Consider the following 22,150-nt stretch of genomic DNA (forward strand, 5'->3'; position numbering starts at 1 on the left):
CAGGACCAGGACTCCCCCTCCCAGGAAAGGACCCTCCATGCGCGCGGACACCAGCAGAGTCGACCCCCAGGACCTCAACCTCGCACGCCGCAACACCGTGGGCGACGCCCTCACCCGCACGGCGGACAGACTGCCGCACAACATCGCCGTGGTGGACGGCGAGCGCCGCATCGACTACGCCACGCTCGAGCACGACTCCGAGGCCGTGGCCCGCGGCATCCTCGCGCTCCCCCACGCGCCGGAGCAGGGCGAGCCCGTCGCCGTGCTCATGACGAACTGCTACGAGTTCCTCCCCGTCTACTTCGGCATCGCGAAGTCCGGGCGGGTGGCCCTGCCCGTCAACTACGGCCTCGCGCCGGAGGACATCGCCTGGATACTCACGGACGCCCAGGCCCGCACCGTCGTCATCGACGAGGCCCTGCTGCCCCTGCTGACCTCGGCTGCGGCGGCCGGTGCGGAGGTGGAGACCGTCGTGGTGCGGCGGACGGCGGGCGCGGCGGAGGCGGCCGAGGCCTCGGGCGCCTCCCCGCTCGACTCCGGCCTCCCCGGAGCCCGGACCGTCGACCTCGCAGACCTGTTCGCCGCCGAGGTGGGCGAGGAACTGCGGATCCTCATCGGCAGCGACGACGTCGTCCAGTGCCTCTACACCTCCGGGACCACCGCGAACCCCAAGGGCGCGCTGGCCGCACACAGTGCTGTCGTCATGGGCGCGATGACGAACGCGCTCCTGCTCGGCGGGGACTGGGGACGCACGCCGGGAACCATGCTCCTCGTCCTCCCGATGTTCCATGTGACCGCACTCAACACCCTGGCCAAGCCCGTCCTGTTCACCGGCGGCACGCTCGTCATCCAGCAGGGCTTCGATCCCGTCGCCGCGATCGACGCGCTGGAGCGCGAGCGCGTGACGACCTTCACCGGCCTGCCGATGATGTGGGGCGCGCTCGTGGCCGAACACGCCAAGCGGCCGCGCGACCTCAGTGCGATGGACACGGCCATGTACGCGATGGCGCAGATGCCGGAGCGGATCCTCGCGGGCATGGACGCGATGATGCCCAACGCCAAGATCGTGCTGGGCTCCGGGCAGACGGAGGTGATCCCCGCGACGACCTTCCAGCGGCCCGAGCACCGGCACGGGAAGAACGGCTCGTGGGGCATGCCCATGCCCACCGTGCGCGTGCAGATCATGGGCCCCGACGGCGAGCTCCTGCCCACCGGCGAGACCGGTGAGATCGTCTACCGGGGCGGCCACGTCACGCTCGGCTACTGGAACCGGCCCGACGCCAACGAGGAGTCCTTCCGGCACGGCTGGTTCCACTCCGGGGACCTCGGGCACCTGGACGAGGAGGGCGTCGTCTGGTTCACGGACCGGGTCAAGGACATCATCAAGACCGGCGGGGAGAACGTGTCCTCGATGAAGGTCGAGCGCATCGTCGCGGATGCGCCGGGAGTCGTCGAGTGCTGCGTGATCGGGACCGAGCACGCGCACTGGGGCGAGGCCGTCACGGCCGTGGTGCTCAGCGACCGCGTGCCGCCCCTGGAGGGCGAGGGCTCGGTGGCGGATGGGAGCGTGAGTGCTCAGGAGCGCAGCCGGCGCGCGGCACAGGTGGAGGAGGAGATCCTCGCCCACGTGCGGGAGAAGCTCAGCGGCTTCGAGACGCCCAAGCGGGTGGAGTTCGTGGACGCGCTGCCCAAGACCACCACCGGGAAGATCAGGAAGAACGTGCTGCGGCAGCAGTTCTGAGGGGGCCGGCCGGAGCGCCTGAGGAGCATGGTTCGGAGCACCGGCGGGAGCAGGGGCCGGAGCACCGGCGGAAAGGCCGCGCGGATCTCAGCGATCCGTGCGGCCTCGTGCGTCCGCTCAGTCCTGGACGATCGGGCGCTTCGCCACGGCACGGGCGTGGGAGAGCTCCCGGAAGCCGTGGATCGAGTGGTAGGCGCCGATCCCGCTGTGGTTGGCACCGCCGAAGGGCAGATTGGGCTCGAGGTAGTTGCCCGCCCAGCCGTTGATGCTCACTCCGCCGGAGGAGGTCTCCGCGAGCACCCGGGCCTCGGCCTCGGGGTCCGCCGTGAAGACGTGCATGGTGAGCGGCTTGGTGCGGCTGCGGATGCCGTCGATCACCTCGCCCAGCTCGTCGTAGGCGAACACCGGCAGCACCGGGCCGAAGATCTCGTCCTGCATGACGGCGGCGTCCTCGGGCACGTCGAGGAGGACGCAGGGCTCCACCGTCAGCGTCTCGCGGTCGCGCCGACCGCTGCCGATCAGCTTGGCACCGCGCTCCACGGCATCGTCGATGTAGCCTGCGACCCGGTCGAAGTTCCGTTCGTCGACGATGCGGGAGAAGCGGTCGAGGTTGATCTCGTCGCCGTTGTAGACGCGGTCCTGCACCGCGCCCATGAAGCGGTCCACGAAGTCGTCGCGCAGCGCCCGCTTCACGTACACGTGGTCCGGCGCCAGGCAGATCTGGCCGGCGTTGGACATCTTGCCGATCATGAGCGCCTGCGCGGCCGCGTCGAGGTCCGTGGTGCCGTCGATGACCGCGGGGCACTTGCCGCCCAGCTCCAGCGTGACGGAGGCCAGGTGCTTCGCCGCGGCGGCCATGACGACCTTGCCCACAGCAGGGCTGCCGGTGAAGAAGACGTGGTCGACGGGGAGCTCGGAGAGCGCGTTCGCGAGGTCCACTCCGCCCTCGAAGACCGCCACCTCGTCCTCGGAGAACGCCGCCCGGATGATCTCCGCCGCGAGCGCGGAGGTGGCCGGGGCGAGCTCGTTGGGCTTGACGATCGCGACGTTGCCGGCACCGATGATCGCCGCCAGCGGCTGGAAGGTCAGCAGGAAGGGGTAGTTCCACGGACCGTACAGGAGCACCTGGCCGCGGGCCTCGTACTGGACGAACGCCTCGGTGCCGGGGTATGAGACGGGCACGGCCTGCGGCTCCATCCACTCCGCGAGGTGCGCGATGATCCCGTCGATCTCCGCGAGGACCCCGCCCAGCTCCGTCCCGGCGCCGGTGAAGCCGTCCGCGAACTTCTCCTTGGTGCGGCGCAGGTCCCGGTGCAGGGCCTCATCGACGTCGTCGGCGCGGCTGAGGAGCACCTCGCGGAGCCTCCCCAGCTTCTCCACCCGCTGCTCCGCGGTGGTGTTCCCCACCCTCCACTTGCTGCGCTGCTGGAGTTCGTGGACTCGTCGGATCTCGTTCGGGTCCCATGCGGACATAGGCGGATCACCTCCATGTGATGCGATAGCTGGGGCCGACACTACACCGGGAGGACACCGGCCTCGGCCCCCTTCTCACAGGGTGGTTCCCACTCGCCGGGGGCCGGTGCGCGCCCGGTGAGCGGGTCTGCGAGCGGGCCGGCGCCTCGGGAGCCGGCGGCTGTGCGCTCAGCCGCCGGCCGCGGCGTCGCTCAGTAGACGACGATGGGCTTGAGCGTGGTCCCCTCCGCGGAGTCCGCGAACGCGCGGTTGATCTCCTCGAGCGGATACGTGCGGGTGAGCTTCTCGAACGGGAAGACGCCGGTCTTGTGGAGCGCGATGAGCCGCGGGATGAACTCCTGCGGGACGGCATCGCCCTCGATCACCAGGCTCACCCGGATGCCGGAGGCCAGGCGAGTGCCCACGTCGATGGAGGCCTGCGTGCCCACCTTGGAGGCCCCTACGAGCACACCGTGCCCGAGGATGCGCAGCGAGTTGGTCATCTGGTTGAAGACCGCGGGCACACCGGTGGTGTCGAGCGCGTGCTGGACGCCGGTGCCGGTGATCTCCATGATCGCCTCCACCGGGTCCTGCTCCTTCGAGTTCACGGTGTGGGTGGCACCGAGCTCCCGGGCGAACTCGAGGCGGGACTCGACGATGTCGACGACGATGATGGTGGAGACGCCGGCCGCCTTCGCGGCGAGCACGCCGGCCATGCCGACCGCGCCGGTGCCGAACACGGCGAGCGAGTCGCCCGCCTTCACGTCCAGGACGTTGAGCACGGAGCCCGCACCGGTCATGATGCCGCAGCCCAGGGGTCCGAGCAGTTCGAGCGGCACCTCCTCGTCGACCTTGATCGCACCGCTGGCCACGACGTTGGAGTGCTCCGCGAAGGAGGACTGGCCGAAGAAGTGCGAGCCCACCGGGCCGTTCTCGTCGCTGAAGGCCCGGGAGCCGTCTCCGCGCACACCGGCGAAGTTCCGCTCGCCGAACTTCTCGCAGTACATGGGGTGCCCTGCGAAGCACTGCGCGCACTGGCCGCAGAACGCCGGCCCCAGCACCACGCGGTCGCCGGGAGCAAGGTCCGTGACCGCGCTGCCGACCTCCTCGACGATGCCCGAGCCCTCGTGCCCCAGCACGGCGGGGAGCTCGATGGGGTGCCACTGGTCACGGAAGATCGCATCCGTGTGGCAGATGCCGGACGCCACCATCTTCACGCGGATCTCATCCGGACGGGGATCGTCGAGCTCGACCTCGCGGATCTCCAGGTCCTTGCCGCCTTCGACCACCACGGCCGCACGCGTCTTCATCTCCGCCTCCTCAAGCACACCGGCTCGGGAATCCGCGGTCGGCGTGCGGATCGTCGTATTCGTCTGCGTGCATGACTCTAGACCTCGGCGCGGTCCGCGGGCAGGGCTCGCGGCTGTCTCGTTCCTCACCTGCGGGAGTGCCGGCCAACTCCCTGCCCCACTCCCCGGCCCCGCGCAGTGCACAGAAGTGCGCCCCGCGCAGTTCGCCGTGGAACCGCGCGGGGCGCACCCTCTCGTCAGAAGCGCTCGCTCAGGGCGCCTCGGGCAGGCCCTTCGCGTTCTCGTCGATGTTGCGGATGAGGACGGAGGTGTCCCGGTCCCCCCAGCCCTCGTCGATGAGCTTCTGCAGCTTCTCGTGGACGAGGCTCGCGGCGGGCAGGTCCAGGCCCTCGGACTCCGCGCCGGCGAGCGCCAGGCCCACGTCCTTGTGCATGAGCATGGTGGAGAAGCCGGCGGTGAACTCCCTCTCCGCCGGGGAGATGTCGACCACTCCGGGGACGGGGTACCAGTTGCGCAGCGGCCAGGAGTCGCCGGAGGACACCTTCGCGATGTCGAAGAAGACCTTGGGGTCGAGTCCGAAGCGCTGGGCCAGCACGGCGCCCTCGACCACGCCCTGGAGGCTGATGGCCAGCTGCATGTTGTTGACGATCTTGGCGGCCTGCCCGGCTCCGTCGCCGCCGGCGTGGAAGATGTTGCCGGCCATCGCCTCGACCACGGGGCGCACCGCCTCCACGTCCGCATCCGCGCCGCCGAGCATGAAGGTGAGCGTCCCCGCCTGCGCGCCGCCCACACCGCCGGAGACCGGCCCGTCGATGAACCGGAAGCCGCGCTCGCGGGCACCGGCGTGCAGGGCCCGCGCGGTGTCGACGTCGATCGTCGAGTCGTCCACCAGCAGCGTGTCCGTGGACGCGGAGTCGAAGACGCCGCCGGCGTCGAAGTACACGCTGCGGGCGTGCTCGCCCTTGGGCAGCATGCTGAAGACGAAGTCCGCGCCGGCCACGGCCTCGGCGATGGATCCCACCGCCTGCACGCCGTCCGCGGCTGCCGCCTCCACCGCCGCCGGGACGACGTCGAAGCCCTTGACCGTGTGACCTGCCGCGATGAGGTTCTTCGTCATCGGGCGGCCCATGTTGCCCAGTCCGATCCAGCCGATGTTCGCCATGATGCCTCCTTGCACTCGCCTGTTCCTCCGTGCCGCTCCGGCTCGGCTCCGGGCCGTGCGGCTGACACCCCCAGAATATGCCCGCCGTCACACACCGCGCCCCTGCGCGCGGCCCGGGCGGCCGTCAGGAGGATCCGCTTCCGCACCGGAGGTGTGCACCGGTGCAGATGAGGCGCCGGCCTCGTGTCGTGCCGGCACCTCGCAGCAGGCCCGCCTCCGTCCGGCACGCGCGTGCGGCGGCCGGCGTCTGCGCATCCTTCCGCGAGCCCATGCGCCGGTGCGTCAGCGCAGACCCACCGCGGCCCCACGGATACGATGCCTCCATGACCAGCTCGCACGTGCCGTCGGCCTCCGGCCCCCGCATCGCGCCGGATGACCTCCTCACCCTCCTCGCCGTCGCCCGGCTGGGCAAGTACACGGCGGCCGCCCACAGCCTCGGCGTCAACCACACGACGGTCTCCCGCCGCATCGCCTCCCTGGAGAAGGCGGTGGCGGACCGCGTGCTCACCCAGGCCCCCGAGGGCTGGGAGCTCACCGCGCGCGGCAGGCAGCTGCTGCCCGCCGCGGAGGCCGTGGAGACCGCCCTCGCCTCCGTCGCCGGGCCCGCCCCGGAGGAGGGCGGCGCGGGACGCCGCCTGTCCGGGACCGTGCGCATCGCCGCGCCGGAGGGCTTCGTCCGCACCTTCGCCATGCCGGCGCTCAGCCGCCTGCAGCGCAACCACCCGGGCCTGCAGGTGGAGCTCCAGACCGCCACGCAGCGCGCCCGCCGCTACCGCTCCGGGATGGACATCGAGATCGTGGTGGGCCGTCCGGACACGCGCCACTCCACCGCCCACTACCTGCGCTCGTACTCCCTGGGCCTCTTCGCCGCGCCGTCCTACCTCGCCCGCCACGGGGAGCCGGAGACGGAGGAGGCGCTGGCGGACCGCCGGCTCATCTACTATCCGGAGCACTCGCTGGAGGTCGACGGTCTCCTCAACGCGGCGGAGTCGCTGCCGGAGACGGCCGGCTACTTCCGCTCCAACTCGGTGAATGCGCAGCTGCAGGCCACGCAGATGGGCGTGGGGATCGGCCTCCTGCCGGTGTACGCCGCGCAGGGCGACGACTCCCTGGTCCGCGTGCTGCCGGAGTTCGACAAGGTCATGGAGTACTGGGCGTCGGTGCGGCCGGAGGCGCTGCGCAGCCCGGTGGTGGAGCACGTCCTCGCCGCACTGCGCTGAGGATGCGGCGCGGCGGTGCTGTGCTGCTGTGCTCGCCTCTCGCGCTCCGTGAACCCGTGAACCCTCACAGCCACCCACCCATACGCGGGCGGCTGAGCACACAGCCGGTGCCAGGACGCCCCACCGCCGCTTCCACCCCGCCGAATCCGCCGCACCCTCCCGCTACAGTGGTACTTACCGCTCATTCGATCGGCGTGACCGACCAATGCTGTTCGTCCGCGAAAGGCTGATGCCCCTATGACCGAATCGATCCTGTCCCGCCGCGACCTGCGCTTCCTGCTCCACGACTGGCTCGACGTCTCCGCGCTCACGGAGCGGGAGCGCTTCGCGGACCACTCCCGCGAGACCTTCGACTCGCTCCTCGAGGTCTCCGAGGACATCGCACGCGAGCACTTCGCCCCGCACTACCGCAAGAACGACCTCAACGAGCCCACGTTCGACGGCGAGACGGTCCACATCATCCCGGAGGTCAAGGCCGCTCTGGACACGTTCGCGGAGTCCGGCCTGCTCACGGGTGCCGTCGACGAGGAGTACGGAGGCATCCAGCTGCCCCACACCGTCTCCCGCGCCTGCTTCGCCTGGTTCCAGGCTGCGAACATCGCCACCTCCAGCTACGCGATGCTCTCGATGGGCAATGCCGCCCTCCTCCTGGCCCACGGCACGCCGGAGCAGATCGAGCGCTATGTCGTCCCGGAGCTGGAGGGCCGCTTCACGGGCACCATGTGCCTCTCCGAGCCGGAGGTGGGCTCCTCGCTGAGCGACGTCTCCACCCGTGCCGTCCCCCAGGACGACGGCACCTACCGCGTGCACGGCCAGAAGATGTGGATCTCCGGCGGCGAGCACGAGCTCAGCGAGAACATCGTGCACCTCGTCCTCGCCCGCGCTGAGGGCGATGCGCCGGGCGTCAAGGGCCTCTCGCTGTTCATCGTGCCCAAGAAGCTGGTGAATGACGACGGCAGCGTGGGCCAGCGCAATGACGTGGTGCTCAGCGGGCTCAACCACAAGATGGGCTGGCGCGGGACCACCAACACGCTGCTGAACTTCGGAGAGGGCGCGTTCACGCCCGGCGGCAAGAGCGGTGCCGTAGGGCATCTCGTGGGCGAGCGCGGCAAGGGCCTCGCGTACATGTTCCACATGATGAACGGCGCGCGGATCGGTGTGGGCTCCGGCGCTGTGGCGCTGGGCTATCGCGGCTACCTCGCCGCCCTGGAGTACGCCCGTGACCGCATCCAGGGCCGCCCGCTCGAGGACAAGGATCCGGCGGCTCCGCCCGTGCACCTCGTGCGCCACCCGGACATCCGCCGGATGCTCCTGGCCTCGAAGTCCTACGTGGAGGGCGGCATGGCCCTCGTCCTCTACGCGGCCAGGCTGCTGGACGAGTCCCAGACCGCGCCCGAGGCCGCCGACCGCGAGCGCGCCGACCTCCTCCTCGACGTGCTCACTCCGCTCGTGAAGACGTGGCCCTCGCGCTGGTGCCTCAAGGCCAACGACCTCGCGATCCAGGTGCTGGGCGGCGCCGGGTACACGCGCGACCACGACGTGGAGCAGCTCTATCGCGACAACCGACTCAACCCCATCCACGAGGGTACGGACGGCATCCAGTCCCTCGACCTGCTGGGCCGCAAGGTCCGCATGAAGGGCGGCGCCGGACTGCGGCTGCTGGCCGAGACGATCCGCGCGACGACCGCGAAGGCGGAGGGGACCGCCTGGGCAGAGCAGGCCGCCGCACTGGAGACCGCACTGGCGCGCACGGAGTCCGTCACCGCGACGCTGTGGGCGGACGGGGATCCGCTGCAGGCGCAGTCGAACTCGTGGGAATACCTCGAGGCCGTGGGCCACACCGTCATGGCCTGGCTGTGGCTGGAGCAGGCGCTCGCGGCGGACGCCGCCGAGGCCGGCACGGGTGACAGCGCAACCTCCGGTGGCGCCGATGCGGGTGCCTCCGCGAGCGGTGCGGGCTCGTCTGCGGGAAGCGCGGCCAGCCGCGCATCCGGTGCCGATGACACCGCCTTCTACGCCGGCAAGCGCGCCGCGGCCCGGTACTTCTTCAGCCACGAGCTGCCGCGGGTGCACCCGCAGTTCGACCTGCTGGAGAGCCTGGACCGGACCTTCGCGGACCTCGACGACGCCGTCCTCTGAGCACCCGGCACGTCACGCTTCCGAGCCCGGAAGGGCTCACACCCAAACCCTCAGGTTACGTCTGCGTAGCGGCCGCCCACCACGGCAGCTACGCGGACGTAACTTCGAGGCTCTCGGGGGCAGGGGGCGGTGCGGTGCGTTCAGGGTGGTGCTCTCAGCGCCGCCGGGCCAGGAGTGCTCCGTGCGGTCGTGCCCCGGGATCGTGCCGGGCATGGGTCTCCTCCACGACGAAACCAGCTTCCGCGACCACGGTGGAGAGCTCCCCGACCGGCCAGAACCAGGCCGTCGTCACCGCGTGGTCGAAAGGCTCGCACCGCGGCCCCTCGAAGAAGCCCATGAGCAGGCTGCCACCGGGTGCCAGCACCCGGGCGAACTCGGTGAGAGCGGCGGGCAGGGCCTCGGGAGCGGTGTGGATGAGGGAGTACCAGGCGAGGATCCCCTGCACGCTCGCGTCCGACTCTCCCAGCTCCTCAGCCCGCCCGAGGCGGAATGCAGTGGAGGGAAACCTGCTCCGCGCGAGGGCGAGGAAGGCGGGCGCAGGATCGATGCCGACGACATGGATCCTCGGCGAGCCCTGCCTCTCGGGCTCGCCGGTGCGCAGCAGAGGCACGTCTGCGACCGCAGAGGCGGGATGGTCAACCCTGCCGGCCGGGGCCTCGGCCGGACCGGCACGGTGGTCGGCTGCGCCCGCCGAGCGCTCACACCCATCAGCAAGCCGCGCATCCAGCCACGCCGTCCAGTGCCCGGGGCCGCAGCCCACATCGAGAAGCAGCGGCGCGCCGTCCTCGTCCTGCCGGCCGTCGGAAGTGACGTCTGCGCACCGGACGCCCACCACGTCCGGTACACAGACGTCACGTGAGGTGGGCACAATCCTGCGCAAGGAGTCCGCCCAGCGGCCCACGAGCGCGCGATCGGCCTCTGTGGTCGCATCCATGGATCCCAGGAGCTGCGTGTACTCCTCGGCTCTGCGGTCGTAGGCATTCTCCGCAGGAAGATCTGCGGAGAAGCTCTCCCCTTCAGACCCCTCAGCTGCCGAGCACGCTGCGGCAGCCTGCACTGGGGCACGTGACACACTCACCGCACCGGTGTCCGCGCTGACCGGCCCCTCGGCGGAGGGATGCGCACCGGTGGCTCTCCCGCTCGCACCCCCGGCGCGTTCGCTCACGCAGCGGACCAGCCGCCGTCGATCGAGTGCGCGGCTCCGTTGATGGCGCGGCCGGCCTCGGAGGCGAGCAGCACGGCGATCGCGGCGACGTCGTCGGGCACCGGCAGCGACGGGACCGCGGAGTGTTCGAGGAAGACCTCGTCCAGCACCGCGTCCTCGCTGATGCCACGCTGAGCGGCCAGATCCGCCACCTGGTTCTGCACCAGGGGCGTCATGACGTAGCCGGGGTTGATCGCGTTGCAGGTCACGCCCTTGGGGCCGCCCTCCAGCGCCGTCGTCTTGGTCAGTCCCATGATCCCGTGCTTGGCGGCGACGTAGGCGGACTTGTTCGCCGAGGCCCGCAGCCCGTGGACGGACGAGAGGTTGATGATCCGGCCCCAGCCGCGCGCGTACATGCCCGGCAGCGCCGCCTTCGTGAGGACGAACGGTGACTCCAGCATGAGCCGCTGGATGAGCCGCCACTCCTCCAGCGGGAAGCCCTCGACCGGGTGGATGCGCTGGATGCCGGCATTGTTGACGAGGACGTCCACCTCGAGCGGCTCTGCGGCGAACCGCGCCTCGAGGGCGTCCGTGTCCGCGAGGTCCACCTCCCAGGCCTCCGCAGACCCCGCCCCCGAGGCCGGCCCCGCAGCAGAGGCCTCCCCGGTCGCCGCAGAACCCGCACCCGAGGCCGCCGCGGCGATCTCCGCGACCACGGCCTCGGCTCCGGCGGCATCCCTGTCCGCGACGATCACGTGCGCACCCTCCGCGGCGAAGGCGAGCGCGGTGGCGCGGCCGATCCCGGAGGCGGCACCGGTGACGAGGGCACGGCGGTTCTTCAGCAGATCAGTCATGTGAGCAACGATACGCCGGGGCACGGACGCGGAGGCGTTCCCCTGCCGCGAACCGCCCTGCTAGAATCCGGTGCAGTTGTGTATCTACCGGCCGTCGGCATTCCGGCGGACAGCGGCGGCACCATTCTCACCGCGTCCCCGACCCCCGAAGAGCCATGACACAGACGCACACCTCCTCCGTCGGCACTGCCCCGAACGATCCGGCAGGCGGCGGTGCCGCACTGAGTGACGCCGCCCGGAACGGCGCAGCGCAGCCCAGCGTGCTCAGCCTCGCGGGCCTCCCCTACTTCCCCATCGCCTTCATCGCGCGCCTTCCCTTCGCGATGATGGTCGTGGGTGTGCTCACCGTGGCCGTCTCCGCCCGAGGCTCCCTCTCCCTCGGCGGCCTCACCTCCGCCTTCGTGGGCGTCGGCACGGCGGTGGTGGGTCCGCTACTGGGGGCGGCTGCGGACAGGTTCGGCCAGCGCCGCGTGCTGCTGCTCATCGCGCCGGTCAACAGCGTCCTGCTCCTCGTCTTCTGCGCGGTCGTGTACAGCCAGGCGTCGCCGGCGCTGCTGCTCCTCGCGGCGTTCGGGATCGGTGCGACGGCACCGCAGGTCGCACCCATGTCGCGGTCGCGCCTCGTGACGCTCATCGCGGAGCGCATGGCGCCTGCTCGCAGGCCCAAGGCGCTCTCCGCGACCATGTCCTACGAGTCCGCCGCGGACGAGATGGTGTTCGTGTTCGGTCCCTTCCTGGTCGGCATCCTCGCCTCCGCCCTCAGCCCGTGGGCGCCGCTGGCCATCGCCGCCGCGCTCTCCGCGGTCTTCGTCATCGCCTTCGCCCTGCACCCCACCGGCCGTGCCGTCTCCGCCGCCCGGAGCGAGGACGGCTCCGCACCGTCGTCGGCACGCGAGCTCTTCCGTCCCGTCCTGCTCACGGTGGTCGTGGGCATCTTCGGTGTGGGGCTGTTCTTCGGCTCAGTGCTCACCTCGCTCACCTCCTTCATGGCGGACCTGGGCGAGTCCGAGAGGGCAGGGCTGTTCTACGGGATCATGGGCATCGGCTCCGCCGTACTCGCTCTCGGCATGGCGTGGCTGCCCGCACGGTTCTCCCTCCGTGCGCGCTGGCTCACCTTCGGCCTGCTCCTGCTGGGCGGCAGCCTCCTGCTCGCGAACGCCACCGCGCTGGCTGCCGTCGTCGTCGCGCTGGCGCTCATGGGCACCGGTGTGGGCCCCGTGCTCGTCACGCTGTACGGGCTCGGCGCGGACCGGAGCCCGCTGGGCCGTTCGGCCACCGTCATGACGATGCTGGGCTCCGGCGTCATCGTGGGGCAGTCGCTCGCGGCTGCGGGCACCGGCCAGGTGGCCGAGGCACTCGGCACCGGCACCGCGCTCTGGGCGCCGGTGTGCGCGGCCTCCGTCGTGGTGCTCGCGGGTGCCGCGAACTGGTTCCTCACCGGACATGCAGACACCGCCGAGGCCTCCGCCACGCGGGCCTCCGCTGCGCGGGTCTCCGTCGCTGCGGACGAGTGACGCTCGCGGGTGCGTGCACGGGCATTCGCCTAATCACCAGATGACACCCGCTTCTCCCTCAGGACACCCGCCTCTCTCCGCCGAGAAGCGGGTGTCCTGGAGACAAAGCGGGTGCGGTCCCCACCAGCAGGTGCGGTCCCCGCCCGCGAGTGCGCGCTCGGTCCCCCTGAAGAGCCGCAGCGCCCGAGGCCGCCTTCCCTCAGGCGTCCGCCGAACCCTCGCGGTAGATCTTGGCGCGTGCGATCCGCCCTTCCTCCAGGTCGAACACCGCAAGGAGCGCCGCACTCTTCACCACTCCCTCGTAGGTCCATTCCTCGGTCATCTCCGCGACCACCGATTCCCCGCCGTCGATCACACGCACCACGGTGAGCGTGGGAAGGACAGCGCTCATCGCCTGCCCGAAGAAGTCCCGCAGACCTCCGGCCGGGACCGCATAGTCGCCAGTGACCCAGCGGGCGTCCTCCGTGAAGTCCGCGAGCAGTGCGTCGAGGTCCTTCGCGTTGAACGCGCTGACGTGCCGCTCCACGAGCGCCTCCGCGGGGGTCGGGGTACCAGCGGAAGTCGAGGCGTCCACCGCGTCCCCCGGCCCCTCCGGCACTGCAGAACGATCCGCTCCCACACGATCCGTTCCCACCATGTCTCTCCCTCTCCTCCGGCACCTCACGGTCTCCAGCGCACCGTGTCCTCCGGCGCACCGGCTCCGCCGGCACACCGCGCCCCCGGCTCCGCCGGAGCGGCGGCACACCGCCTCAGTCGTCGAGCAGTGCCGCCGCGTACATGGGGCGGGCGGCATCCTCGCTGGGCGGGTGGAAGAGCCCGGCGGTCGCGTCGCGGAACAGGCGGCTGAGCTCGTGGGCGTTGCCGAACCCTCGCCCGCTCGTGCACATGAGCGCGGTCTCCGCGCACCGGCGCGCAGCCGTCGAAGCGTTGATGCGGGCACTCACCAGCCGCAGCGGCCAGCCGGCTCCGTGATCCGTGAGCTCGTCGAACTCACGCGTGTACGTCTCCAGCTGTGCGGGGACGGCCATGAACTCCAGGTGCGCATCCGCCAGCCGCACGCGTGACTCCGGCACCTCCGCATACGTCATGTCCTTCTTCAGCGAGCGGCGCGCCTTCAGCCCTTCCGCACCCAGCTCCAGCGCCCGCCTCGCCACACCGGCATAGACGGAGGCGATGAGCAGCTGGAAGCCGCTCGTGATGGCGTAGGTGAGGAGGTCCGGCACCGGACCGGGCTCGATCCGCCGCGCCACCCGGTGTGCAGGCATCCGCGCACCGTCGAGGATCGTGGCGCGGCTCTGCGAGGCGCGCATGCCCATGACGTCCCAGTCGCCGGACACCGTGATGCCGTCGCCGAGGCCGGGCTCACCGGCAGCCGCGCCGGCCCCGTCCGTTCCGCCCGCATTCTCCCCGACGCCCCGCGCCGCCGCGTACTGCGCCCGTGCCTCCTCCGGCGTCCGCTCGAGGAAGCCGTAGACCAGCGCGGGCGCCTCGGGGTCCGTCGTCTCGTCCAGACCGTGCGCGATGAGACGCGTCCACACCGGGGAGAGCGAGGTGAAGATCTTCACGCCGCTGAGCCGGTACCCACCTTCGCCGTCCGGCACCGCTGTGGTGGTGGAGCCCTGCATGACCCAGTCATTGGAGGGCTCGCTGATCCCGAAGGCGAAGATCTCCCCCGCCATGACCTCGTCGAACACCCAGTTCAGCGAGTCGTCACCGCGGTCGTCCATCGCCTTGACCACACCGGTGCACATGAGGTGCATGTTGACGGCGAGCGCAGTGGCCGGAGCGGCCGTCGCCAGGCGCTGCTGCAGCCGGGAGACCTGGTTGAGGCTCAGTCCGGGACCGCCGTGTGCGGTGGGCACGAAGAGGGTGAGATAGCCGCGCTCACGCAGCTCCTCGAGGTCCTCGTCGAAGAAGCGGTTCTCCGCGTCGTACACCGCCGCACGCTCGCGGAAGCGCTGCAACAGCTCCTCCGGCAGGTACTGCTCCGCGAGCTCCGCGTGCCGCTGCTCCCGATCCGTCATCCTCGTCCCCTCGCTCTCGCCGCCCGTGGTGTCACTGCTCACGCTACTCTCCGCCCCGCCCGCGCCCGTACCTCCGCCCACCTGACGCGTCCTCCGACACGGCCTGCATGAACAAGGAGATGCCACTCCTCGGCAACACCGTTGAAACCATCGTCGCAACCGTCATCAGCGGCCTGGTGGTTGCGGCCGTCACGGCAGACTCGCGCCCAGAGCCTGAGCCTTCACCACTCATCGTCCACATCGAGATTCACTCGGACCGGAACAGCAGCGCCCCGTTGTGCCCGCCGAACCCGAACGAGGTGGAGAGCACGCTGCGCACCGACTGACTGCGCGCGGCTCCACGCACGAAGTCCCAGCCTTCGAACGCCGGCTCGTCCAGATTGAGGGTGGGCGGCAGCAGCCCCGCGCGCAGCGTGTGCACTGCAATCACCGCTTCCACCACGCCCGAGGCCCCGAGCAGGTGTCCGGTGCTGGACTTGGTGGCGCTGATGGGCACCGTGCGGGCTTCCTGGCCCAGCGCCGCCTCGAGCGCGCGCAGCTCAGCCTCGTCGCCGGCCGGCGTGCCGGTGCCGTGGGCGTTGATGTGGTCGACGACCACCGAGGCGGCGCCCGCGTCCGCACCGGTGTGCGAAGCCCCAGCGCCCGGGCCCGCTGAGTCCCCCGCGCTCATCGCTGCCGCGTCCGCCAGGCACTCGCGCACCGCGGCTGCGGCGCCCCGGCCCTCCGGATGCGGTGCGGTGGGGTGGTGGGCATCGGAGGAGGCACCGAAGCCGGCGAGCTCTGCGAGGATGCGGGCGCCTCGGGCGCGGGCGGAGTCCTCGGACTCCAGCAGGACGGCCGCCGCCCCCTGGGACATGACGAAGCCGGACCGTGCGGCGTCGAAGGGCCGGCTGGCCGCCGCCGGGTCGCCCTCATAGCCCGCCGCGAGCGCGCGCATGTTCGCGTTCGACGCCAGGTTCACCCCGCCGAGGCAGTCCTCCATCCCGACCACCAGGACGGCATCGGCATAGCCGTGGCGGATGCGCCGCAGGCCCTCCCCCAGGCCGATGGCCCCCGAGGCGCAGGTGGCGGAGACCCCCTGGCCCGGGCCGAGGATCCCGTGCCGCTGGCTGAGCAGCGCGGCGGCGGAGTCAGGGGCACCGTAGATGGCGAGTGTGAGCGGGACGGCGCGCGGGCCGCCGGAGTCCAGCGCACGCGTGGCGGCCTGCATGGCGTCGACGGGCCCGGAACCGGTCGCGGCGATGACGGCGATGCGCACCGGGTCCCAGGGGAGCTCCTCCGGGACCGCGGGCGGGTTCCCGGCCCCGGCCTCGGGCACGGTGGTGACCTGCGGTGACCTCGCTGCGCTCTCTGCAGCAGAATCCGCCGCCGAGGCGCACGCCTGTGCCAGCGCCTCGTCACCGGCCGCCACGGCCCAGTGCTGCACGGGGCTCAGCCGGCGGGCCAGGGAGCGGGGGAAGTACGCGACGGCGTCGAAGTCGCGCACCTGGCCGCCGATCCGCACCGCCAGGTCCGCGTACTGCTCGCCCTCGAGCTCGCGGATCGCGCTGCGGCCGGCGGCCACCGAGTCCCACAGCGCCTGCGCACTGGTGCCGCTGGGTGTCACCGCACCCATGCCGGTCACGACCACTCGTCGCCGCTCAGTCATCGCCGCCTCCTGCCGGTCCGGATTCCGCTCTGCCCTGTGCACCACGCACGTGCACAGCTCAGGCTAACCATGTCCAGCCCTGCGAAGTCACGAGGTGCGTCAGCGAGACGGCTCTATGCACTCGTGCTGCAGTGCGGACACCCTCGCGATGCGACAGAAGTCATGTCGCGGGAGGGGACGGACTCGCGACTGGTGCATTCAGTTCGTCCGGCAGATCGGTGAGCTCCGCGATGCCGTCGATCATCGCGTCCTTCTGCTTCGACGCGATGAGGCGACGCAGTGCGAGGTCGAGGACCGCCCGGTTCGAGCGCTCACCCGTCAATGCCCTCGCGCGTTCGATCAGCTGTGGATCCAGGTCAACACTCGTCATGACCATCGCCTGCTCCCTTCACTCGCCATATGAGCGATTACATGACTGCGTTCTTCACCGCCGTTCTCCCCTTGGTCCTCTGCACCAGAGCGACAGCAAGCGCGAGGACGACGTGCCTCACAGCCGTCTCGCACGTCCTTCCTGCACGAGCTCCGCAGTGGCCGGACGCCTGATCTTCTGACCCACCGTGCGGGGCAGGCGATCCACCGCGTACCAGCGCCGCGGTACGAACTGCGGGGCGAGGCGGGCGTGCGCCCACTCCTGCAGCTGCGCCTTTCCTGGCACACCGGCCGCACTCTCCGGCTCCACCACGAGAGCCACGACGGTGCCCAGCGCGGCATCCGGCAGCGCCACCGCGCACACCGCTCCCAGCCCGGGCATGCCGTCGAAGGCGCGCTCCACCTCGGGCAGGGCGACCTTGTGCCCGCCGGTCACGGCGATGTCGCCCCTGCGTCCCACCAGCTGCAGCCGCGGCCGAGGTGCCGGGGAGCCTGCCGCTCCGGCCTCGGCTGAAGCGACCCCTCCGGTGGAGGCGCCTCCGGTACCGGGGCCGGCCTCGGCGGCAGACTGCCCACCCTCCGCCAGCACCAGCCTGCCCTGGTCGTGGACGGTGGCCCAGCCGTCCGCACCGCGCAGCACCTCCGTCGTGGTTCCGGCGAGGTAGCCGTCCGAACACGCATCGGCGCGGATCCACAGCGTGCCCAGCTCACCGTCCGGCACGGGGTTCCCGGCGTCGTCGCGGATGCTCGCCTCGATGCCGTCGTAGAGGCTGATGAGCGTACCGTCGCCGTCACGGCTGTCACCGATGAAGCCGATCTCCGCGGCACCGTAGTAGCTGATGAGGCGCACTCCGGGCAGCGCCTCGGCCAGGCCGGTGCGGATGGACTCCGGCAGGTTCGCGCCGCCGGTGACCACGAGCTCCAGGGAGGCGAAGCGCTCAGGGTCGCGGCGAGCAGCGGCGGCGAGGCCCTGAGCGACGGCGGGGACGGCGACCACGCGGGTGATGCCAACGGCTGCGATCCGGCGACCGGCGTCGATCGCATCGAACTGATCTGCCATGTGCGCGCTGCCGCCGGTCGCCATGCACTCGATGAGCGCGTAGAGCGTGAGGCTGTAGGAGACGGGGCCGGGCGCCAGTGTCGCGACGCCGGGCAGCGGCTCGAGGTGGGCGCTGGAGACGGCGACGTTCGCCCGGTACTGCTCGCGCGTCTTGAGGAAGGCCTTGGGATTGCTGGTGGTGCCGGAGGAGAACAGCATGAGGAACGGCTCCTCGCCGCCGCGCACGGCAGGCATCGGCGCGGGCACGGCTCCGCCCTCGAGCTCCCGGAACTCCTGCAGCGAGACGACCGTGCCGGTCCAGCCCCGGGCGGCGAGAGCCTCCGCGAGATCCGCGGAATCACTGACGATGACGCCGATGCCGGTGGAGAGCACCACCCCCACGCGGTGTTCGATGGGCCAGCGCGGGTCGAGGGTCGCGGAGACCGCCCGGTACCCGGCGAGTCCGGCGACGATGCGGGAGGTGTGGAATGCGGACTCCACGCTGACGGCCGTGATGGGGATGCCGCGAGTCTCCGGGGCAGGCGCAGGAGGCTCCGGCTGGGCACGGTGGAGGGACTCGACCGCGGCGAACATGTGCCGGGAGTCCTCGACCAGCTCCGCATAGGTGAGGCGTCCGTCCTCACCCGCAATCGCGATCCTGTCCGGATGCTGTTCCGCGGTCTGCAGAACGACGTGGGTGATGGGCACTCTCAACCTCCCGAGGACTGTGCGGCGGCCTGCGGCAACAGACCGTGTTCAGTCTAAGGAGCAGCGGCGGGCGTGCTGCGACGGACGCTCTGTTGCGCGGGCTGCCGCGCGGAGTCGCGTCACGACACTTCGCACCCATTGGCGTCATTCACCCGAGCACACGTGCGCACAGCGTCAACAGGTGCGAGTCAGCGCGAGAACGTCACCCCTGCCGCCCCTTGAAGCGCGGGTTGAGCTTGTTGATGACGTAGGTGCGCCCCTTGCGCCGCACCACCTGCGCTCCGGGCTGCTTCTTGAGCGAACGCAGGGAGTTGCGGACCTTCATCTCGACCTCCTATGTGGAATGATTATCAACATCACTCAGAATACACACTCCAGGCGAAGGAACCGAGCCCCATGGCAGCAGCAGGCGAGAACCCCCTCAGAGACGACCCCCGAAGCGGACGGCGCCTCCGAAAAGGAAGGCACGTCGAGACCGAGCAGCCGACCACGGTCCACACGGGAGAGACAGGGGACCCGCACCTCGGGGTCCCCGCCACCAGTGGCACAGACGTGATCGCCGTCGTCGGAGCATGCACCCCCGAGCGCCGCGAATATGCGCGCCGCCTGGCTGCCTCCCGCCACATGACGCTCGTCCCCGCCGGTCAGCTGGCCGGCCCCGCAGACCCGGACGAGACCCTCCGCTCCGCACTCGCGCTCAACACCCGCGTCCCCGGCTCGACCGGCCTCGTCCTGGAGTACCCCGTGGAGACCTCCGCGCGCAGCATCGTCGCGGACCACACCCACGAGGGAAGCCCCACCCGCCTGCGCGAGCTGATCTGCATCGTCGACGCCGCGCACCTCCTCGCCGACCTCACCACCACGGCACACGTGCCCCTCGGCCGCAGCGACGCCGAGGGGACGCCTCTCACGGCTCCGCGCGCTGAGCTGATCGTCACGCAGATCGAGTTCGCCTCGACCGTCGTGCTCACCAACTGCAGCCTCCTCCGCCGCGAGGAGCAGGACGCGCTCCGGTCCCTCACCAGCCACCTGAGCCCCGAGGCGCACGTGGAGCTGGCGAGCGTCACGCGGCGGGCGGACTACCCGAACCCCGGAGCCGGGTATGCGACAGCGCCGTACACCCGGGAGCAGACGCGGCCGGGATGGATCGCCCTCCTCAACGACGAGTTCGCACCACAGCATCGCCACAGCAGAGTGAGCGCACTGCGCTACGAGCAGATGAGACCCTTCCACCCGAGGCGCCTCGCCCGCGCACTGCAGAGCCACGAGGCCCTCGGCCGAGGCCGGCTCCTGCGCTCGGTCGGCTTCTGCCGGCTGTGCTCGCGCCCGCACATCACCGCCCAGTGGGGGCAGGTGGGCGGCAGCTTCTCGCTCACACCCGCAGCCCTGGACAGCCGGCTGACCGCCGCCGACGAGCCGCTCGCCCTCGGCCAGGATCTCGCGCTCATCGGCCTCGACCTGGATCTCCGTCAGCTGGCCGAGGCCCTGGATGCCGCCGCACTCACCGACGCAGAGCTCCTCGCCGGCCCCGAGGCCTGGCGCACCTACCCGGACCCGTTCCCTGCGTGGAGAGGCGCGGACCAGCGGTGACATCCGAGCCGGTGGTGCTCCCGCGCCCGAGGACACCGCCGGCCTCCGGACAGCACTCGCACACCTGCGTTCGCGCAACGGTCATTCTGCGGGCCCTCCTCCGCGCGAGAAAGGGCCCCGCAGGACCGGAACTTCGCGGAGCCGGAACTTCGCAGGACCGGAACTTCGACCCTTGACAGCACCGGATCCCCAGTCATACTTAAGGTATCCACTAATTAAGGAGATGGTTCATCAGTGGCGAAGGACCCATTGAGCATGGTGTTCGCCGCTCTCGCAGACCCCACGCGCAGACAGATCCTCACGCGCCTGGCACAGGGACCGGCCACCGTCAGTGAGATCGCGGAACCGTTCGAGATGAGCGCACCGGCGATCTCCCAGCACCTGAAGGCGCTCGAGCGCGCAGGCCTGGTCACCCGGACCGCGCACGCGCAGTGGCGCACCCTCTCACTGCAGGCAGAGCCCCTCGACGAGGCCTCGGCCTGGGTCGAGAAGCACCGCCGTGAGTGGAATGAGCGCCTCGACGCACTCGACGCGCACCTCGCGTCCATGAAGACAGAAGCCGCCGGGGCGCCGACGCCCCGCCCAGCCCCGAACACGCCCCAGGAGGAATCGCCATGAGCACGAAGACAGACGCCTCGGCCTCGCCCACCACCCCGGAGTTCACGATCACCCGCACCTTCGACGCCCCGCGCGACCTCGTCTGGCGCGCATGGACGGAGGAGGAGCACCTCGCCGGCTGGCTCCACCCCTTCGGGGTCACGACGGACTCGATCTCCTACGACGTCCGCGAAGGCGGCCTCTACCGCTACACCATGACCAACGAGGAGACCGGTGAGAAGTATCCGACCGGCGGCGTCTTCCTCGAGGTCGCACCTCAGGACCGCCTCGTCTTCACCTGGGGCGACCCGGACGATCGCGCGGAGGAGGCCCAGTCCGTCATCACGCTCACCTTCACCGAACACGCCGAGCAGACGGAGATGGTCTTCCACCAGCGCGGATTCGCAGGCACCCCCGGCGACGGATACGTCTACGACGGCTGGGACGAGGCGCTGCGCAACCTCGCCGCACACCTCGGAAACCAGCCGGCCCGCTGAGGGCCTGCCTCCGCCCGGCGGCAGAGGCATTCTCCCGCCACCGGGTGCCGGTTCCGCTACGGCCCATGCCGGAACGACCTGCGGGGCGATTCCCCGCCGCAGAGACGCCGGCCTCCTCACAGCGCACACGCACATGCCGTGAGGAGGCCGGCCTCGGCGCGCAGGCCCGAGCTGTCAGTCCGGCACCTTCCGACCCGCCCGCCCGTTCGCCACCTTCACGATGAGAAGGGCCGAGACCAGCGGCAGCACCGCCAGGAACACCCACACCGCACACGAACCGGCCGCACCATCGCCCATGAGCCGCCCGGCCACGACATTGCCCGCCAGCACCCCGATGCCGCCCGTCGTCGAGAGCAGGCCGAAGTACGCGCCCGCGGGGCGGCGACCGGCGAATCGGGGAACTGTGCTGAGCGCAATGGGATTGGCGATGAGGTGACCGAGCGTGAGGCACCCCACGGCCAGGAACACCGCCAGCATCTGCCCGTCCACGGGTGTGCCGGGCATGCTCTCGAACGCACCGGAGCCGCCGAGGCCGAGCAGGGCGCCCAGCCCGCCCGAACCACCCGAATCGCCGCGTTCATCCGGGCCACCCGGGCCGCCCGAGCCCAGAAGTGCACCCGCAGCCAGCACCCCGAAGCCGAGCGCACTCGCCGCGTAGCCGCAGCGCAGCGCCACACCCGGCCGCGTGCCGGCGAACAGTCTGGCCACAGGCAGCTGCAGCGCCAGCGTCAGCACCGAGCCCGCGGCGAACCTCAGCCCGATCTCCGCCGCTCCTCCCCCCACGCGCCGCAGCTCGAGCGGGAGCGTGAGGTACAGCTGGTTGTAGGCGATGAGGTCCACGGCATGCAGGCCCGCGAAGGCGAGGAACCGACGATCCGCGACCACTCCCCCGCGACGGCGGCTCGAGCCTGCTTCCCTTCGACGGCGGTCCGCCGCCCTGGCCGCTGGTGCCTCACTCCCGAGCTCGGATGCAGCCACCCCGTCCCTGCGAGCTCCTCGCCCTGCGGATGACTCGACACGCCGCCGCTCCTGCCGGCGACCTCGCCCCGGCAGCGCGATCCACAGGAAGACCGCGATGCACACGAACAGCACAGCACCGCCGGCGGCGACCACCGGAAAGCCCCAGCCCAGCAGCACGGCAC

At 71.1% G+C, this 22,150-nt stretch carries 18 protein-coding genes and 1 pseudogene; 7 read left to right on the forward strand and 12 right to left on the reverse strand.

Features of this window, described 5'->3' with window-relative positions:
* Positions 1 to 37: 37 nt before the first annotated feature.
* Positions 38 to 1,741, forward strand: coding sequence for an AMP-binding protein (locus tag Q0A33_RS10770; RefSeq protein ID WP_291796184.1), 1,704 nt, complete (start codon positions 38 to 40; stop codon positions 1,739 to 1,741).
* Positions 1,742 to 1,858: 117 nt separating this feature from the next.
* On the opposite strand, the gene Q0A33_RS10775 is transcribed toward Q0A33_RS10770, so the two are convergent.
* From Q0A33_RS10775 to mmsB, 3 genes are all read right to left on the reverse strand, one after another.
* Positions 1,859 to 3,214: an aldehyde dehydrogenase family protein gene (locus tag Q0A33_RS10775; protein WP_291796187.1), complete on the reverse strand. Its 1,356-nt coding sequence runs from the start codon at positions 3,212 to 3,214 to the stop codon at positions 1,859 to 1,861.
* A 191-nt stretch (positions 3,215 to 3,405) separates the two neighbouring features.
* The gene (locus tag Q0A33_RS10780; protein ID WP_291796189.1) at positions 3,406 to 4,503 is read right to left on the reverse strand and encodes an NAD(P)-dependent alcohol dehydrogenase; all 1,098 of its coding nucleotides are present in this window, start codon (positions 4,501 to 4,503) and stop codon (positions 3,406 to 3,408) included.
* 250 nt (positions 4,504 to 4,753) lie between these two features.
* Complete coding sequence (mmsB, locus tag Q0A33_RS10785) at positions 4,754 to 5,665, reverse strand: 3-hydroxyisobutyrate dehydrogenase (protein ID WP_291796191.1); 912 nt, start codon at positions 5,663 to 5,665, stop codon at positions 4,754 to 4,756.
* Between the two features lie 323 nt (positions 5,666 to 5,988).
* On the opposite strand from mmsB, the gene Q0A33_RS10790 reads away from it, so the two are divergent.
* Entirely contained in the window at positions 5,989 to 6,885 is an 897-nt protein-coding gene (locus tag Q0A33_RS10790; protein WP_291796193.1) for a LysR family transcriptional regulator, read from the forward strand.
* A 237-nt stretch (positions 6,886 to 7,122) separates the two neighbouring features.
* Complete coding sequence (locus Q0A33_RS10795; RefSeq protein WP_291796196.1) at positions 7,123 to 9,024, forward strand: acyl-CoA dehydrogenase; 1,902 nt, start codon at positions 7,123 to 7,125, stop codon at positions 9,022 to 9,024.
* A 154-nt stretch (positions 9,025 to 9,178) separates the two neighbouring features.
* Here the strand turns inward: Q0A33_RS10795 and Q0A33_RS10800 are convergent, their stop codons facing one another.
* A complete protein-coding gene (locus Q0A33_RS10800; protein ID WP_291796198.1) occupies positions 9,179 to 9,958 on the reverse strand; it encodes a class I SAM-dependent methyltransferase in 780 nt (259 codons plus the stop codon).
* 227 nt (positions 9,959 to 10,185) lie between these two features.
* Positions 10,186 to 11,022 (reverse strand): 3-hydroxybutyrate dehydrogenase, encoded by an 837-nt coding sequence (locus Q0A33_RS10805; protein ID WP_291796201.1) that lies wholly within the window; start codon positions 11,020 to 11,022, stop codon positions 10,186 to 10,188.
* A 155-nt stretch (positions 11,023 to 11,177) separates the two neighbouring features.
* Here Q0A33_RS10805 and Q0A33_RS10810 point away from each other — a divergent pair, with 155 nt between their 5' ends.
* Entirely contained in the window at positions 11,178 to 12,536 is a 1,359-nt protein-coding gene (locus Q0A33_RS10810) for an MFS transporter (protein ID WP_291796204.1), read from the forward strand.
* Positions 12,537 to 12,735: 199 nt separating this feature from the next.
* Here Q0A33_RS10810 and Q0A33_RS10815 read toward each other — a convergent pair whose 3' ends face one another.
* The 6 genes from Q0A33_RS10815 to ykgO all read right to left on the reverse strand — a co-directional run bounded on the left by Q0A33_RS10815 (position 12,736) and on the right by ykgO (position 18,649).
* Positions 12,736 to 13,173, reverse strand: a complete 438-nt coding sequence (locus Q0A33_RS10815; RefSeq protein ID WP_291796207.1) for a nuclear transport factor 2 family protein — start codon at positions 13,171 to 13,173, stop codon at positions 12,736 to 12,738.
* A gap of 112 nt (positions 13,174 to 13,285) precedes the next feature.
* Positions 13,286 to 14,560, reverse strand: a complete 1,275-nt coding sequence (locus Q0A33_RS10820; protein ID WP_291796228.1) for an acyl-CoA dehydrogenase family protein — start codon at positions 14,558 to 14,560, stop codon at positions 13,286 to 13,288.
* A gap of 247 nt (positions 14,561 to 14,807) precedes the next feature.
* A complete protein-coding gene (locus Q0A33_RS10825) occupies positions 14,808 to 16,208 on the reverse strand; it encodes a beta-ketoacyl-[acyl-carrier-protein] synthase family protein (RefSeq protein WP_291796209.1) in 1,401 nt (466 codons plus the stop codon).
* 160 nt (positions 16,209 to 16,368) lie between these two features.
* Entirely contained in the window at positions 16,369 to 16,578 is a 210-nt protein-coding gene (locus tag Q0A33_RS10830; RefSeq protein WP_291796212.1) for a type II toxin-antitoxin system VapB family antitoxin, read from the reverse strand.
* Between the two features lie 117 nt (positions 16,579 to 16,695).
* The gene (locus tag Q0A33_RS10835) at positions 16,696 to 18,324 is read right to left on the reverse strand and encodes a long-chain fatty acid--CoA ligase (protein WP_291796215.1); all 1,629 of its coding nucleotides are present in this window, start codon (positions 18,322 to 18,324) and stop codon (positions 16,696 to 16,698) included.
* A 202-nt stretch (positions 18,325 to 18,526) separates the two neighbouring features.
* Positions 18,527 to 18,649, reverse strand: a complete 123-nt coding sequence (ykgO, locus tag Q0A33_RS10840; RefSeq protein ID WP_291796217.1) for a type B 50S ribosomal protein L36 — start codon at positions 18,647 to 18,649, stop codon at positions 18,527 to 18,529.
* Between the two features lie 299 nt (positions 18,650 to 18,948).
* Here ykgO and Q0A33_RS10845 point away from each other — a divergent pair, with 299 nt between their 5' ends.
* From Q0A33_RS10845 to Q0A33_RS10855, 3 genes are all read left to right on the forward strand, one after another.
* Positions 18,949 to 19,914, forward strand: coding sequence for a GTP-binding protein (locus Q0A33_RS10845; RefSeq protein WP_291796219.1), 966 nt, complete (start codon positions 18,949 to 18,951; stop codon positions 19,912 to 19,914).
* A 234-nt stretch (positions 19,915 to 20,148) separates the two neighbouring features.
* Positions 20,149 to 20,532: a metalloregulator ArsR/SmtB family transcription factor gene (locus tag Q0A33_RS10850; protein WP_291796223.1), complete on the forward strand. Its 384-nt coding sequence runs from the start codon at positions 20,149 to 20,151 to the stop codon at positions 20,530 to 20,532.
* The gene (locus Q0A33_RS10855; RefSeq protein WP_291796226.1) at positions 20,529 to 21,008 is read left to right on the forward strand and encodes an SRPBCC domain-containing protein; all 480 of its coding nucleotides are present in this window, start codon (positions 20,529 to 20,531) and stop codon (positions 21,006 to 21,008) included. The genes Q0A33_RS10850 and Q0A33_RS10855 overlap by 4 nt, the downstream gene beginning before the upstream one ends.
* 174 nt (positions 21,009 to 21,182) lie before the next feature.
* Here the strand turns inward: Q0A33_RS10855 and Q0A33_RS10860 are convergent.
* Positions 21,183 to 22,150 (reverse strand): annotated as a pseudogene (locus tag Q0A33_RS10860) (hypothetical protein); the annotation flags it as partial.

Source organism: Brevibacterium sp. (assembly GCF_022712115.1).
Lineage (GTDB): Bacteria > Actinomycetota > Actinomycetes > Actinomycetales > Brevibacteriaceae > Brevibacterium > Brevibacterium salitolerans.

Bases quoted from the DNA above. Each gene is read 5' to 3' on its own strand.
- Q0A33_RS10775 (WP_291796187.1), bottom strand. From the start codon at position 3,214: ATGTCCGCATGGGACCCGAACGAGATCCGACGAGTCCACGAACTCCAG.
- Q0A33_RS10845 (WP_291796219.1), top strand. From the start codon at position 18,949: ATGACGCTCGTCCCCGCCGGTCAGCTGGCCGGCCCCGCAGACCCGGAC.
- Q0A33_RS10770 (WP_291796184.1), top strand. From the start codon at position 38: ATGCGCGCGGACACCAGCAGAGTCGACCCCCAGGACCTCAACCTCGCA.
- mmsB (WP_291796191.1), bottom strand. From the start codon at position 5,665: ATGGCGAACATCGGCTGGATCGGACTGGGCAACATGGGCCGCCCGATG.
- Q0A33_RS10855 (WP_291796226.1), top strand. From the start codon at position 20,529: ATGAGCACGAAGACAGACGCCTCGGCCTCGCCCACCACCCCGGAGTTC.
- Q0A33_RS10830 (WP_291796212.1), bottom strand. From the start codon at position 16,578: ATGACGAGTGTTGACCTGGATCCACAGCTGATCGAACGCGCGAGGGCA.
- Q0A33_RS10805 (WP_291796201.1), bottom strand. From the start codon at position 11,022: ATGACTGATCTGCTGAAGAACCGCCGTGCCCTCGTCACCGGTGCCGCC.
- Q0A33_RS10800 (WP_291796198.1), bottom strand. From the start codon at position 9,958: ATGGATGCGACCACAGAGGCCGATCGCGCGCTCGTGGGCCGCTGGGCG.
- Q0A33_RS10815 (WP_291796207.1), bottom strand. From the start codon at position 13,173: ATGGTGGGAACGGATCGTGTGGGAGCGGATCGTTCTGCAGTGCCGGAG.
- Q0A33_RS10795 (WP_291796196.1), top strand. From the start codon at position 7,123: ATGACCGAATCGATCCTGTCCCGCCGCGACCTGCGCTTCCTGCTCCAC.
- Q0A33_RS10790 (WP_291796193.1), top strand. From the start codon at position 5,989: ATGACCAGCTCGCACGTGCCGTCGGCCTCCGGCCCCCGCATCGCGCCG.
- Q0A33_RS10780 (WP_291796189.1), bottom strand. From the start codon at position 4,503: ATGAAGACGCGTGCGGCCGTGGTGGTCGAAGGCGGCAAGGACCTGGAG.
- ykgO (WP_291796217.1), bottom strand. From the start codon at position 18,649: ATGAAGGTCCGCAACTCCCTGCGTTCGCTCAAGAAGCAGCCCGGAGCG.
- Q0A33_RS10825 (WP_291796209.1), bottom strand. From the start codon at position 16,208: ATGACTGAGCGGCGACGAGTGGTCGTGACCGGCATGGGTGCGGTGACA.
- Q0A33_RS10810 (WP_291796204.1), top strand. From the start codon at position 11,178: ATGACACAGACGCACACCTCCTCCGTCGGCACTGCCCCGAACGATCCG.
- Q0A33_RS10820 (WP_291796228.1), bottom strand. From the start codon at position 14,560: ATGACGGATCGGGAGCAGCGGCACGCGGAGCTCGCGGAGCAGTACCTG.